At 42.6% G+C, this 14,120-nt stretch carries 15 protein-coding genes; all 15 read left to right on the top strand.

Annotation, left to right across the window (positions count from 1 at the left end):
• The first annotated feature begins 81 nt into the window (after positions 1-81).
• Positions 82-522: an FMN-binding protein MioC gene (gene mioC, locus SPUTW3181_RS21115; RefSeq protein ID WP_041408279.1), complete on the top strand. Its 441-nt coding sequence runs from the start codon at positions 82-84 to the stop codon at positions 520-522.
• A 439-nt stretch (positions 523-961) separates the two neighbouring features.
• On the top strand, positions 962-2,851 hold the full coding sequence (gene mnmG / locus SPUTW3181_RS21110) for a tRNA uridine-5-carboxymethylaminomethyl(34) synthesis enzyme MnmG (RefSeq protein ID WP_011791287.1): 1,890 nt from the start codon (positions 962-964) through the stop codon (positions 2,849-2,851).
• A gap of 117 nt (positions 2,852-2,968) precedes the next feature.
• Positions 2,969-3,589, top strand: a complete 621-nt coding sequence (gene rsmG, locus SPUTW3181_RS21105; RefSeq protein ID WP_011791286.1) for a 16S rRNA (guanine(527)-N(7))-methyltransferase RsmG — start codon at positions 2,969-2,971, stop codon at positions 3,587-3,589.
• Positions 3,590-3,663: 74 nt separating this feature from the next.
• Complete coding sequence (locus tag SPUTW3181_RS21100) at positions 3,664-4,452, top strand: ParA family protein (protein WP_011791285.1); 789 nt, start codon at positions 3,664-3,666, stop codon at positions 4,450-4,452.
• 9 nt (positions 4,453-4,461) lie between these two features.
• Positions 4,462-5,340: a ParB/RepB/Spo0J family partition protein gene (locus tag SPUTW3181_RS21095; protein ID WP_011791284.1), complete on the top strand. Its 879-nt coding sequence runs from the start codon at positions 4,462-4,464 to the stop codon at positions 5,338-5,340.
• 225 nt (positions 5,341-5,565) lie between these two features.
• The gene (locus SPUTW3181_RS21090) at positions 5,566-5,949 is read left to right on the top strand and encodes an ATP synthase subunit I (protein WP_014611875.1); all 384 of its coding nucleotides are present in this window, start codon (positions 5,566-5,568) and stop codon (positions 5,947-5,949) included.
• A gap of 12 nt (positions 5,950-5,961) precedes the next feature.
• A complete protein-coding gene (gene atpB, locus SPUTW3181_RS21085) occupies positions 5,962-6,783 on the top strand; it encodes a F0F1 ATP synthase subunit A (RefSeq protein ID WP_011791282.1) in 822 nt (273 codons plus the stop codon).
• A 35-nt stretch (positions 6,784-6,818) separates the two neighbouring features.
• Complete coding sequence (atpE, locus tag SPUTW3181_RS21080; protein ID WP_011791281.1) at positions 6,819-7,073, top strand: F0F1 ATP synthase subunit C; 255 nt, start codon at positions 6,819-6,821, stop codon at positions 7,071-7,073.
• A 27-nt stretch (positions 7,074-7,100) separates the two neighbouring features.
• Positions 7,101-7,571 (top strand): F0F1 ATP synthase subunit B, encoded by a 471-nt coding sequence (gene atpF, locus SPUTW3181_RS21075; protein WP_011791280.1) that lies wholly within the window; start codon positions 7,101-7,103, stop codon positions 7,569-7,571.
• A gap of 15 nt (positions 7,572-7,586) precedes the next feature.
• On the top strand, positions 7,587-8,120 hold the full coding sequence (gene atpH, locus SPUTW3181_RS21070; RefSeq protein ID WP_011791279.1) for a F0F1 ATP synthase subunit delta: 534 nt from the start codon (positions 7,587-7,589) through the stop codon (positions 8,118-8,120).
• Between the two features lie 14 nt (positions 8,121-8,134).
• Positions 8,135-9,676: a F0F1 ATP synthase subunit alpha gene (atpA, locus tag SPUTW3181_RS21065; protein ID WP_011791278.1), complete on the top strand. Its 1,542-nt coding sequence runs from the start codon at positions 8,135-8,137 to the stop codon at positions 9,674-9,676.
• 50 nt (positions 9,677-9,726) lie between these two features.
• A complete protein-coding gene (gene atpG / locus SPUTW3181_RS21060; RefSeq protein ID WP_011791277.1) occupies positions 9,727-10,587 on the top strand; it encodes a F0F1 ATP synthase subunit gamma in 861 nt (286 codons plus the stop codon).
• A gap of 35 nt (positions 10,588-10,622) precedes the next feature.
• Positions 10,623-12,014 (top strand): F0F1 ATP synthase subunit beta, encoded by a 1,392-nt coding sequence (gene atpD / locus SPUTW3181_RS21055; RefSeq protein WP_011791276.1) that lies wholly within the window; start codon positions 10,623-10,625, stop codon positions 12,012-12,014.
• Between the two features lie 34 nt (positions 12,015-12,048).
• Positions 12,049-12,477 carry a F0F1 ATP synthase subunit epsilon gene (locus SPUTW3181_RS21050; RefSeq protein ID WP_011791275.1) on the top strand — a complete coding sequence of 143 codons (429 nt, stop codon included), beginning with the start codon at positions 12,049-12,051 and terminating at the stop codon, positions 12,475-12,477.
• Positions 12,478-12,674: 197 nt separating this feature from the next.
• Entirely contained in the window at positions 12,675-14,039 is a 1,365-nt protein-coding gene (glmU, locus tag SPUTW3181_RS21045) for a bifunctional UDP-N-acetylglucosamine diphosphorylase/glucosamine-1-phosphate N-acetyltransferase GlmU (protein ID WP_011791274.1), read from the top strand.
• Positions 14,040-14,120: the final 81 nt, after the last annotated feature.

Below are 14,120 nucleotides of genomic sequence, written 5' to 3'. Positions count from 1 at the left end.
AAATTTATCCAAAAAACGGAAAAATCCTAAGCAAGTACAGTATCAAATACTAGATATTTAATGATCAAGAGAGTTGTAATAATGACAAATATAGCAATATTAGTAGGAACAACATTAGGTGGCAGTGAATATATTGCCGATGAAATGATGTCTCAATTAGAAGCATTAGGGCATCAAGTTAGCCTTTATCTCTCCCCTAATTTGAGTGAATTAGATTCTAAACATCTTTGGATCATCGTTTGTTCGACCCATGGAGCAGGCGATCTACCTGACAATATTCAACCATTTTGCTCTGAAATAATGCTCCACACCCCTGATCTTAGCCATATACAATTTGCTTTATGTGCTATTGGTGACTCAAGTTATGACACATTCTGCCAAGGCCCAGAAAAACTGATCTACGCTATAGAAAGCTGTGGTGGAAAAGCATTTGTGGATAAGATCCAGATCGATGTACAGCAAGATCCCGTTCCAGAAGACCCAGCCCTCGCATGGTTAAGCCAATGGCAAGATATAATTTAAGATCAAATTTTGATTATATTCAGAATAACACACAGTTTAGATCATATTTATCCACATATTAATCATTTAATGTATAAATATGTGGATAAGCTATTATTTAGATCTGATCAACCTCTGTGCTATTCACAAAGGGATCAGCTTAAAGATCCTCCTTGTGGATAAGTAGTCGATCTATCCCCATGTTATATGAGGTTAGATCGCTAGCAGATCACAGGATCGCGATCTCGTTATATTATGATTTATATAGTTAATTAGGCTTATGCACAGAAAACTGCGATCCTAATAGTAAACATAATAAGAAGATCTATATAAAGATCTTAAGATCTATTAGTCCGGATCAATTCGATCTTTCAACGTAAAATGATCATTCACCTAGCTCAAAGCAAATGCTAAAATACTCGGCTCGTGTTTAGTCTCTTAAGTTATTAAAGGTTGTGTCATGCATTTTCATGAACGGTTTGATGTTATTGTTGTTGGTGGTGGTCATGCCGGAACTGAAGCCGCATTAGCAGCTGCAAGAATGGGCTCAAAAACATTATTACTAACGCATAATATTGATACGTTAGGACAAATGTCATGTAACCCAGCAATTGGTGGTATCGGTAAAGGTCATTTAGTAAAAGAAATTGATGCTTTAGGCGGTGCAATGGCGATCGCAACCGACTATGCTGGGATCCAATTTCGTACCTTAAACTCAAGCAAAGGCCCCGCCGTTAGAGCGACACGAGCTCAAGCTGACCGTGCTTTATATCGTCAAAAAATCCAAAATATACTGCAAAATCAAGCTAATTTACGGATATTTCAACAAGCTGTAGATGATTTGATTGTCGAAAACGATCGTGTTGTTGGTGTTGTTACTCAAATGGGTTTAGCCTTTGAATCACCAGCAATAGTGTTGACAACTGGTACATTTTTAAGCGGAAAAATCCACATAGGTCTAGAAAACTACAGTGGAGGTCGTGCTGGCGATCCACCTGCGATAGCCTTAGCAAATCGTTTACGTGAATTACCTATTCGTGTTGGTCGTTTAAAAACCGGCACTCCACCACGTATTGATGCAAATACTATTGATTTTTCGCAAATGGCAGAACAAAAAGGTGATTCTCCATTACCCGTAATGTCATTTATGGGGGATGTAAGCCATCACCCTAAACAAATTTCTTGCTGGATCACCCATACCAATGAAAAAACCCATGAAATTATTCGTGGTGGTTTAGACAGAAGTCCTATGTATTCAGGTGTTATTGAAGGTATTGGTCCACGTTATTGCCCTTCAATTGAAGATAAAATTCATCGTTTTTCAGATAAATCTTCACATCAGATCTTTATCGAACCAGAAGGGCTAAATACGACAGAAATCTACCCTAACGGGATTTCGACCAGCCTCCCCTTTGATGTACAGTTGAATTTAGTTCGCTCAATCAAAGGGATGGAAAATGCAGAAATTGTCCGTCCAGGATATGCAATAGAATATGATTATTTTGATCCACGAGATCTTAAAAACTCATTAGAAACAAAAACGATCAATGGTTTATTTTTCGCTGGTCAAATTAATGGCACAACGGGATATGAAGAAGCTGCTGCTCAAGGCCTATTAGCAGGGATGAACGCTTCATTGCAGGTTCAGGGCAAAGATGCTTGGTGCCCACGCCGTGACGAAGCGTATCTTGGGGTGCTAGTTGATGATCTATCGACTCTAGGGACCAAAGAACCGTACCGCATGTTTACTAGCCGTGCGGAATACCGTTTGTTACTCCGTGAAGATAACGCTGATATTCGCTTAACGGCAAAAGGTCGTGAATTAGGTTTAGTGGATGACATTCGCTGGGCGGCATTTAGTGAAAAATTAGAGTCGATTGAACTTGAGTTACAACGTTTACGTGCTCAATGGGTGCATCCAAATTCACCTTTGATCCATGCATTAAACCCACACTTGAATACGCCGATCTCTCGCGAAGCGTCATTTGAAGAATTACTGCGTCGTCCAGAAATGGATTACAGCAAGTTGATGCAGATCGAAGGTTTTGGTCCAGGACTTGAAGATCCACTGGCCGCTGAACAAGTACAAATCCAAGTAAAATACTCTGGTTATATTCAGCGTCAGCAAGAAGAGATTAATAAAGCCGTACGTAATGAAAACACAGGTTTACCATTACACCTTGATTATAAAGAAGTTCCTGGTTTATCAAATGAAGTTATCGCTAAATTGAATAGCCATAAACCTGAAACGATAGGTCAAGCATCAAGGATCTCTGGAGTCACTCCAGCAGCAATTTCAATTTTACTTGTGCATCTTAAAAAGCGTGGCTTATTACGTAAGAGCGCGTAAAAGCTAGCTTAATCGATAGTTTGGTCGCAGAAGGGAAGCATTCAGGCTTCCCTTCGACGTTTCAGGGCTTCATAATAGCCTTCGAATTTATAATCGTATTTTTGTTGAGGTTGCTTAGTGTTATCAGCCCAGTTAGAGGCTTATTTAGCCGAAATTAATCTGTCCGCTACAGCGGAGCAGAAAAAACAACTAATTGATTTTGTTGGCATGCTCAACAAGTGGAATAAAGCCTACAATCTGACATCTGTGAGAGATCCTGAGGCTATGCTTGTCCGTCATATTATGGATAGCTTAGTCGTGTCAAAGCATTTACAGGGGGAACGCTTTATCGATGTTGGTACTGGCCCTGGTTTACCTGGTATTCCTTTAGCGATTATGAATCCAAATAAAACCTTTGTGTTGCTCGATAGCTTAGGAAAACGTATTCGTTTTCAAAAACAAGTGGCCTTTGAATTAGGGATCCGCAATATCAGTTCAGTTGAAAGCCGTGTCGAAGCCTATCAAGCTGAACAACAATTTGATGGTGTACTGAGTCGCGCTTTTGCATCCATTCAAGATATGCTGAGTTGGTGTCATCATTTACCTGCTGAGAATGGGCTGTTTTATGCGTTAAAAGGCCAATTGAACGACGAAGAATTGCAACAAATGCCCAGCGGATTTGTTATTAAAGAAATCATCGAACTTAAAGTACCAAAACTCGATGAACAGCGTCATTTATTAAAGATTATCAAAGAATAACAGGCTTAAAGGTCCTCCTATTGTGTGGATTTTTAAGTAGGCAATAAACCAGAATTTACATACAGGGTGATATTGTGGGTAAAGTAATTGCCGTGGCTAACCAGAAAGGTGGCGTAGGAAAAACAACTACTTGCGTTAACTTGGCTGCTTCATTAGCTGCAACAAAACGCAAAGTGCTACTGATAGATCTCGATCCACAAGGTAATGCCACAATGGGCAGTGGTGTCGATAAGTACGATGTCGAAAATACAGCTTATGAACTCTTGGTTGAAGATAAGCCATTTGATGAGATCGTAGTCAAAAATACCGCGGGTAAATATGATCTTATTGCCAGTAATGGCGATGTGACGGCTGCTGAAATTAAACTAATGGAGTTTTTTGCCCGTGAGATCCGTTTACGTAATGCTTTGGCACCGATAAAAGATCAATATGATTATATCTTCATCGATTGTCCCCCTTCATTGAATATGCTGACTGTTAATGCGATGTCTGCCGCAGATTCAGTGCTAGTGCCAATGCAGTGTGAATATTTTGCGCTCGAAGGCTTAACTGCACTTATCGATACCATAACCAAATTAGCCGCTTTTGTTAATCCAGGTTTGGGTATAGAAGGGATTTTGCGCACTATGTACGATCCCCGTAATCGATTATCTAATGATGTGTCAGATCAGCTAAAACAACATTTTGGGGATAAAGTATATCGCACAGTGATCCCTCGTAATGTGAGGCTGGCAGAAGCACCAAGTTTTGGCGCGCCAGCGATGTATTACGATAAATCCAGCGCAGGTGCTAAGGCATATCTTGCACTCGCAGGTGAGATGATCCGCCGCTCAGAACAGAAAAATCAGGCTAAGCAAGCGTAAAGGATAACCATGACGTTAAAGAAAAGAGGGTTAGGTAAAGGGTTAGATGCCCTGCTGAGTAACAGTCATGCTGCCAGTAAAAAGCACACAGATGAAATGGCTGTTATTGATAAAAATGAAGAACTTATACATCTTGATCTCGACCTGTTGCAGCCTGGGAAGTATCAGCCGCGTAAGGATATGTCCCCTGAGGCATTAGAAGAGTTAGCTCATTCCATACGTAATCAAGGTATTATCCAGCCTATTGTTGTACGTCAAGTGAATGATACCCAATATGAGATCATTGCAGGTGAACGCCGCTGGCGCGCATCACAACTTGCTGGTATTGATAAAATTCCTTGTATTGTTAAGCAAGTGCCTGATGAAGCTGCAATTGCTATCGCTCTTATTGAAAATATTCAACGAGAAGATCTTAATGCCATGGAAGAAGCCATTGCATTACAACGTTTAATGCAAGAATTTGAACTGACTCACCAACAGGTTGCCGATGTTGTGGGAAAATCCAGAGCGAGTGTATCTAATTTGTTGCGTTTAAATGGCTTAAATGAGCCAGTAAAGCGTTTACTCGAGTATGGCGATATCGATATGGGTCATGCTCGCGCCTTGTTAGCAATTGAGGGTGAAGAACAAACAAATTTAGCAAGATTAGTAGCAGCTAAGGAATTAACCGTTCGCGAAACTGAACGATTGATTAACCAAACCTTAAATCCGCCTAAACAAGCCGAAACTACGACTAAAGATCAAGATGTTTGTCGTTTAGAGCAGCAGTTAATTGAAAGATTAGGTGCCAAAGTTTCTATTGCTCACAGCAGTAAGGGCAAAGGTAAAATTGTAATTAACTATCAGAATCTGGCTGAATTAGACGGAATTCTTAGCAAAATTCATTAAGGTCTGTAGATTAACAGTTTTTAATGTAAATTTGTGACAAATGTTAATTTTACATTTTGGCTGTTTAGACGCTATATCACGTTAAAAGTGTTGTTTTTCCTTATCTCAAAGTTGCAATGAAGGCGTGAAAAGGTATACTTTCGCAAGCTTTTTGTGCATCGACAAAAATACGGATATTTGTCATCCGGTCATCGAAACAAAAAGTATAAATGCGGAGAGGATGAATTGAGTAAGGTTTTAGCGCGTCGTGGCCAGTGGTCAGCCTATAAATTGGTGTTGATGCAGGCGGCGGTCGCTGGGGGTGCTTCAATTCTCTTTTTCGCTGTGTGGGGAGTTCAGTTTGGCTATTCTGCATTAGCAGGTGGTTCAATCGCTGTACTCCCTAATTTTGTATTCGCAACCTTTGCTTTCTCTCATATGGGGGCAAGTTCATCGGGAAAAGTTGTTAAATCATTTTTCCTGGGGGAAGCGGTAAAGTTGCTGTTAACTATAGTATTGTTTGGACTTGTATTCAGTACGTTAGATGTAGATTTTACATCTTTGTTTGTCTGTTATGCATTAAGCCTCATAGTACCTTTTACAGCCTCTTTATATTTCAAGCAAAATTAAGTGAGATTAATCATGGCGACAACTGGTGAAGCCTTAAATGCTTCTGAGTACATCCAGCATCACCTGACTAATGCGAAAATGTGCTCTACTGATGGTGGAGTTGCTTTTAATCATGCATGTCAAGATGCTGGATTTTGGACTTGGCACATTGACTCACTTTTATTTTCAGTAGGCCTTGGGGTTCTGTTTTTATGGTTGTTTTATAAAACAGGACAAAAAGCAACGGCTGGTGTTCCAGGTAAACTTCAATGTTTTGTTGAAATGTGCGTGGAAGGTGTTGATAAGATAGCAAAAGAATCATTTCATGGTAAAAATGTTGTCATCGCACCATTAGCTCTTACGATTTTCATTTGGGTTTTCCTGATGAATTTCATGGATCTAATACCTGTTGATTTTATTCCCGAAGCTGCAAACAGATTTTTAGGTGTTCCTTATCTAAAAGTTGTGCCAACAACTGACCTCAATGTCACTCTCGGTTTATCTTTGAGTGTATTTGTGTTGATTGTTTTCTACAGCATTAAAGCTAAGGGAATTGGTGGCTTCACTAAGGAGCTAACCTTGCAACCTTTCAATCATTGGTCATTGATTCCTGTAAACTTTATTTTGGAATCAGTAACCTTGATTGCGAAGCCTATTTCTTTAGCGCTTCGTCTGTTTGGTAACCTGTATGCGGGTGAGTTGATCTTTATTCTGATAGCACTAATGCCTTGGTGGGCTCAGTTCGCACTTTCTGTGCCTTGGGCAATTTTCCACATTTTGATCATTGTGTTACAGGCCTTTATTTTCATGATGCTTACGATTGTTTACCTAAGCATGGCGCATGAAGAACATTAATTTTATTAAAAAATTTGATATAAATTGGAGATAACATGGAAACGGTAATTAGTTTTACGGCAATCGCTGTTGCTATCATGATTGGTTTAGCTGCACTAGGTACTGCTATTGGTTTTGCTATCTTAGGTGGTAAATTCTTAGAAGCTTCAGCTCGTCAACCTGAATTGGCTCCAGCTTTACAAATTAAAATGTTTATCGTTGCTGGTCTGCTCGATGCGATTTCTATGATCGCAGTGGGTGTTGCACTATTCTTCGTATTTGCTAACCCATTCTTAGCTCAACTTGGCTAATTTTGCACCCTGTAAGGAGTTGTCGTTATGAGTATTAACGCTACCCTGCTAGGCCAGGCAATTTCTTTTGCGCTGTTCGTGTGGTTCTGCATTAAATTTGTGTGGCCACCGTTGATGAATGCAATCGAAGAGCGCCAGAAGAAAATTGCTGATGGTCTAGCTGATGCTGGTCGTGCAGCAAAAGATCTTGAATTGGCACAAGCGAAAGCAACCGAGCAACTAAAAGAAGCCAAGGTAACTGCTAACGAAATTATTGAGCAAGCGAATAAACGCAAAGCTCAAATAGTCGAAGAAGCAAAAGCTGAAGCCGATGCTGAGCGTGCAAAAATTATCGCTCAGGGTAAAGCTGAAATTGAGAATGAACGTAGTCGCGTAAAAGATGACTTGCGTAAGCAAGTAGCTGCTCTGGCTGTTTTAGGTGCAGAAAGAATTCTTGAGCGTTCGATTGATCAAGCCGCCCACAGTGACATAGTTGATAAACTAGTCGCTGAAATTTGATAAGGGAGTAGAGTCATGGCTGAATTAACTACCATCGCTCGCCCTTACGCAAAAGCAGCTTTTGACTTTGCTATTGAACACAATGCAGTGGATAACTGGGCTGAAATGCTCACGTTTGCCGCGCTGGTAAGTGAAAACGAAACCATGCAGCCCCTGCTTAATGGCGCTTTAGCCAATACAAAACTTGCTGCACTTTTTATTAATGTGTGTGGTGAGCAAATCAATAAGCAAGGTCAAAACTTGATAAAGGTAATGGCTGAAAACGGTCGCTTGAGTGTTCTACCTACGGTATCGAAATTATTTTCAGATTTCCGTAATGAGTGGGCAAAAGAAGTTGAAGCTAATGTGGTTTCGGCAACTGAGCTTAGCTTAGAACAACAGCAGCATATTAGTGTTTCTCTAGAGAAACGTCTCGCACGCAAAGTTAAGCTGAATTGCAGCACGGACACCGCGCTTATCGCCGGTGCAATTATTCAGGTGGGTGATCTGGTCATTGATGGCTCGGTCCGCGGTAAATTATCGCGCCTGTCTGATACGCTGCAGTCGTAATTGGGAGTTTGAGCATGCAACTGAATTCCACTGAAATCAGCGATCTGATTAAGCAGCGGATCGAGCAGTTCGAAGTCGTTAGCGAATCTCGTAACGAAGGTACTATCGTTGCGGTAAGTGACGGCATCATCCGCATCCACGGCCTAGCCGATGTGATGCAAGGTGAAATGATCGAACTGCCTGGTAACCGTTTTGCAATCGCGTTGAACCTTGAACGTGATTCTGTCGGTGCCGTAGTAATGGGTCCTTATGCTGATTTAGCAGAAGGCGTAAAAGTTAAAACGACTGGCCGTATTCTGGAAGTTCCAGTAGGCCGTGGTTTGCTAGGCCGTGTCGTTAACACTCTGGGTGAGCCAATTGACGGTAAAGGACCTATCGATAACGATGGTTTCTCTCCTGTTGAAGTGATTGCACCTGGTGTTATTGAGCGCCAATCAGTATCACAACCTGTTCAAACGGGTTATAAAGCCGTTGACGCTATGATCCCTATCGGTCGTGGTCAACGTGAATTGATCATCGGTGACCGTCAAACTGGTAAAACAGCGATGGCGATCGATGCAATTATCAACCAAAAAGATTCTGGCATTAAGTGTGTGTACGTTGCGATTGGCCAAAAAGCCTCTACTATCGCCAACGTAGTGCGCAAGCTAGAAGAACATGGTGCGTTAGCTAATACTATTGTTGTGGTTGCAACGGCTTCTGAAGCTGCAGCGCTGCAATTCTTAGCACCATATTCTGGTTGTTCTATGGGTGAATACTTCCGTGATCGCGGTGAAGATGCTTTGATCGTATACGATGACCTGTCTAAGCAAGCTGTTGCTTACCGTCAGATCTCGTTACTACTGAAGCGCCCACCTGGTCGTGAAGCTTACCCTGGTGACGTATTCTATCTACACTCTCGTTTACTTGAACGTGCTTCACGTGTAAACGAAATCTATGTAGAAAAGTTCACTAAAGGTGCAGTAACGGGCAAAACCGGTTCTTTAACCGCGTTGCCAATTATTGAAACTCAAGCGGGTGACGTATCTGCATTCGTACCGACCAACGTAATTTCTATTACAGACGGTCAGATCTTCCTTGAGACTGATCTGTTTAACTCAGGCCTACGTCCTGCAGTTAACCCAGGTATTTCTGTTTCTCGTGTTGGTGGTGCGGCTCAGACTAAGATCATCAAGAAACTGTCTGGTGGTATTCGTACCGCACTAGCACAGTATCGTGAACTTGCTGCGTTCTCACAGTTTGCATCTGATCTTGACGATGCAACTCGTGCTCAGCTAGAGCATGGTGTGCGTGTTACCGAACTGATGAAGCAAAAGCAATATGCTCCGATGAGTGTAGCCGCTCAGTCTGTGTCTATTTTCGCAGCTGAAAAAGGTTATCTGAAGAGTGTTGAGCTGAAGAAGGTCGGTGATTTCGAAGCCGCTCTGCTCTCGTTCATGAACAGCGAGCATGCTGCTTTAATGAAGCTTATTAACGAAACTGGCGATTATAACGCTGAGATCGAAGCTGAATTAAAAGCTGGCCTCGACAAGTTCGTAGCAACCCAAACCTGGTAACAATGATAGAGGTGTCTTAAGACACCTCAGGTCCAGATTGGAGAGTAGAGATGGCCGGCGCTAAAGAGATTAAAACCAAGATCGCGAGTGTTAAAAACACTCAAAAGATCACGTCCGCCATGGAAATGGTGGCAGCCAGCAAAATGCGCAGAGCGCAGGAACGTATGGCTGCGAGCCGTCCATATGCGGAAAGCATGCGTAAGGTGATCGGTCACGTTGCGCAAGGTTCTCTCGAATACAAACACCCCTATTTAGAGGTGCGAGAGGCTAAGCGGGTTGGTTACATTGTTGTCGCAACCGACCGTGGCCTTTGTGGTGGTCTAAACGTTAACCTATTTAAAAAGGTTCTTTTAGATCTGAAAAACTGGAAAGAGCAAGGTGCAGAAGTTGAATTTTGCCCAATTGGCGCTCGTAGTGTGCAGTTTTTCAAAAGCTTCGGTGGCACTATGCCTGCTCATGCATCAGGTTTAGGTGATGCTCCTAGCATCGCTGATCTGATCGGAACAGTGCGTGTGATGCTTAAAGCTTACAACGAAGGCAAACTGGATCGTCTGTTTATTGTGTTTAATAAATTTGTTAACACTATGACTCAGGCTCCTGTGATCGAGCAGCTGCTACCTTTGCCTAAATCAGAAGAAGTGGCTAATAAACATCCTTGGGATTACATCTACGAACCTGATCCAAAAGTACTTTTGGATACGCTGTTGGTTCGCTATATAGAATCACAAGTATATCAAGGTGTTGTTGAAAACATTGCCTCTGAACAAGCTGCCCGTATGGTGGCGATGAAAGCGGCAACGGACAACGCTGGTGAGCTGATCAACGACTTGCAATTGGTATATAACAAGGCTCGTCAGGCTGCTATTACGCAGGAACTGTCGGAAATTGTTTCAGGTGCCTCTGCGGTTTAGGTTAGGTAACGAATACAAGTTTTAGAGGATTTATCATGAGCACAGGTACTGTTGTCCAAGTAATTGGCGCGGTTGTGGACGTAGAGTTTCCGCAAGATGCCGTACCTCAGGTATATGACGCTCTGAAGATCACAGGTGAAGGCGCCTGTAATGGTTTGGTGCTGGAAGTTCAGCAACAGCTAGGCGGTGGTGTAGTTCGTACTATCGCTATGGGTTCTTCTGATGGTCTGCGTCGTGGTCTTGAGGTTGTTAACTCAGGTTCACCTATTTCTGTTCCTGTTGGTACCGCCACGCTTGGCCGTATCATGAACGTATTAGGTGAGCCTATTGATGAAGCGGGTCCAATCGGTGAAGAAGAGCGTTATGTTATTCACCGTGCAGCACCTTCATATGAAGATCAATCGAACACTACTGAACTGTTAGAGACAGGTATCAAGGTTATTGACCTTGTTTGTCCATTCGCTAAGGGTGGTAAAGTAGGTCTGTTCGGTGGTGCGGGTGTTGGTAAAACAGTTAACATGATGGAACTGATTAACAACATCGCTAAAGCTCACTCGGGTCTTTCTGTGTTCGCCGGTGTGGGTGAACGTACTCGTGAAGGTAACGATTTCTACTACGAGATGAAAGATTCTGGCGTTCTCGACAAAGTGGCCATGGTTTATGGTCAGATGAACGAGCCACCAGGAAACCGTTTACGCGTAGCACTGTCAGGTCTGACAATGGCTGAGAAGTTCCGTGACGAAGGTCGTGACGTATTGTTGTTCGTTGACAACATCTACCGTTATACCTTAGCCGGTACTGAAGTATCTGCACTGTTAGGTCGTATGCCTTCTGCGGTAGGTTATCAACCAACATTGGCTGAAGAAATGGGCGTTCTGCAAGAGCGTATTACTTCAACTAAGACGGGTTCTATTACCTCTGTACAAGCGGTATACGTACCAGCGGATGACTTGACTGACCCATCACCAGCAACAACCTTCGCTCACTTAGATGCGACTGTTGTACTGTCTCGTCAAATTGCTTCTCTGGGTATTTACCCAGCGGTTGACCCATTGGATTCGACTTCACGTCAATTAGATCCATTGGTTGTTGGCCAAGAGCATTATGATGTTGCTAACGGTGTACAAACGGTATTGCAACGTTACAAAGAGCTGAAAGACATTATTGCGATTTTGGGTATGGATGAATTGTCAGATGATGACAAGACCACTGTATTCCGTGCTCGTAAGATTGAGCGTTTCTTGTCTCAGCCTTTCTTCGTAGCAGAAGTCTTTACAGGTTCTCCTGGTAAGTACGTTTCTCTTAAAGACACTATCCGTGGCTTTAAGGGTATTCTGAATGGTGAGTTTGATCATCTGCCAGAACAAGCGTTCTATATGGTTGGTTCTATCGATGAAGTCATCGAAAAAGCCAACAAAAAGAAATAACTAAGTTTTTACTTAGTTTTTTAAGGAGAACCGGATGGCAGCCATGACAGTACATCTTGATATTGTAAGTGCAGAAAACAGCATTTTTAAAGGTCGAGTAGCATGTCTACAAGTGACTGGTGTTGAAGGGGAATTAGGTATTTTACCTGGTCACGCCCCTCTGCTGACCACTATCAAACCTGGCATGGCGCGCATCATCAAGCAAGATGGCAGTGAAGAGGTTATTTATCTTTCAGGCGGTTTTCTGGAAGTACAACCCAATTCTATTGCCGTTCTCGCGGATGTCGTAATGCGTGCCGATGAAATTGATGAGCAGGCAGCATTAGAAGCAAAACGCCGTGCAGAAGCCCATATGGCCGATGCAGGTGCTGATTTTGATTATGATGCAGCTATGGTTGAGTTAGCGAAAGCAATGGCTCAATTACGTGTTGTTGAAACCATCAAGAAAAACATTGCCAGATAAGGTTATTGTTTATGAAAAAAGGCGACCATAGGGTCGCCTTTTTGTTTCTAAAATCGGGATAGATTGGCATTTTTGTACGTCTTTGATTGATTAGCATCGCTATCCGCTTCGCTTTTCGATGGGCTTTCCGCTAAAATTACGCCACAAAATCGACGGTAATTTTTTCACCCTCTTGGAATTTGTTCAAGGATATGGCAATGGCATTAAATGTAGTGATCTTAGCGGCAGGTAAAGGAACTCGGATGCGCTCAGATCTTCCTAAAGTATTACATCCTATCGCCCATAAAAGCATGGTACAGCATGTGATTGATACAGCACATAGCATTGGCAGTGATGCGATTCAATTGGTCTACGGCTACGGTGCCGACAAACTACAAGCCAGCTTAGGTGAACAACAACTTAATTGGGTATTACAAGCTGAGCAATTGGGTACAGGTCATGCGGTTGCACAGGCTAGTCCATATATCGCCGACAACGATACTGTACTGATTCTTTACGGTGATGTGCCGTTGATCCAAGCATCGACTCTTGAAGCATTACTCGCCGCTCGTCCTGAAAATGGTGTTGCTATTTTGACAGTTAACCTTGCTAATCCAACAGGTTATGGTCGTATTGTTCGTGAGCAAGGAAAAGTGGTAGGTATTATTGAGCAAAAAGATGCGAACCCAGAGCAGTTGCTGATCAACGAAATCAATACTGGCATCATGGCAGTTCCAGGTAAACAACTTAAAACTTGGTTGAGCCGTTTATCGAACAATAATGCTCAAGGCGAATACTATCTAACGGATATTATTGCTATGGCGCACGCAGATGGCGTTGCTATTGATACTGCTCAGCCACAATCGGCCATTGAAGTGGAAGGCGCCAATAATCGCGTGCAATTAGCGCAACTTGAACGAGCTTACCAAGCTCGTGAAGCCGAAAAACTGATGTTGGCGGGGGCGAATCTTCGCGATCCACATCGCATTGATATCCGCGGTGAAGTCACCGTCGGTATGGATGTGATGATCGATATTAACGTGATATTCGAAGGCAAAGTTATTCTTGGTAATAACGTCACCATTGGCGCTGGTGCAATATTGATTGATTGTGAGATTGCCGATGGCGCCGAGATTAAGCCTTACTCTATTATCGAAGGGGCTAAACTGGGTGTTGCTGCCAGTGCCGGCCCATTTGCCCGTTTACGCCCGGGAGCAGAACTTAAGCAAGATGCCCATATCGGCAACTTTGTTGAAGTCAAAAAAGCGATTATTGGTGTAGGTTCTAAAGCTGGGCACTTAGCCTATTTAGGTGATGCTATTATTGGTGATGGCGTTAATATTGGCGCTGGTACTATTACCTGTAACTATGATGGCGCTAATAAGCATTTAACCGTTATCGAAGATAATGTCTTTGTTGGCAGTGATACTCAGTTGGTGGCACCTGTGACTATCGGTAAAGGTGCTACTTTAGGGGCCGGTTCAACGATTACCCGTGATGTGGGTGAGAATGAGTTAGTGATCACTCGTGTAAAACAAAAGCATCTCTTGGATTGGAAGCGCCCCGTTAAAATAAAAAAGTGAATCTAACTTCGTAACATTAAAAACTAAAAGCGGCTCTGTGCCGCTTTTGTCTTTACAGATATTCAAGATTAAGCATTAAAA

Origin of the sequence: Shewanella sp. W3-18-1, assembly GCF_000015185.1 — a bacterium.
Lineage (GTDB): Bacteria > Pseudomonadota > Gammaproteobacteria > Enterobacterales > Shewanellaceae > Shewanella > Shewanella putrefaciens.
This window is presented reverse-complemented; position numbering and strand designations above follow the sequence as displayed.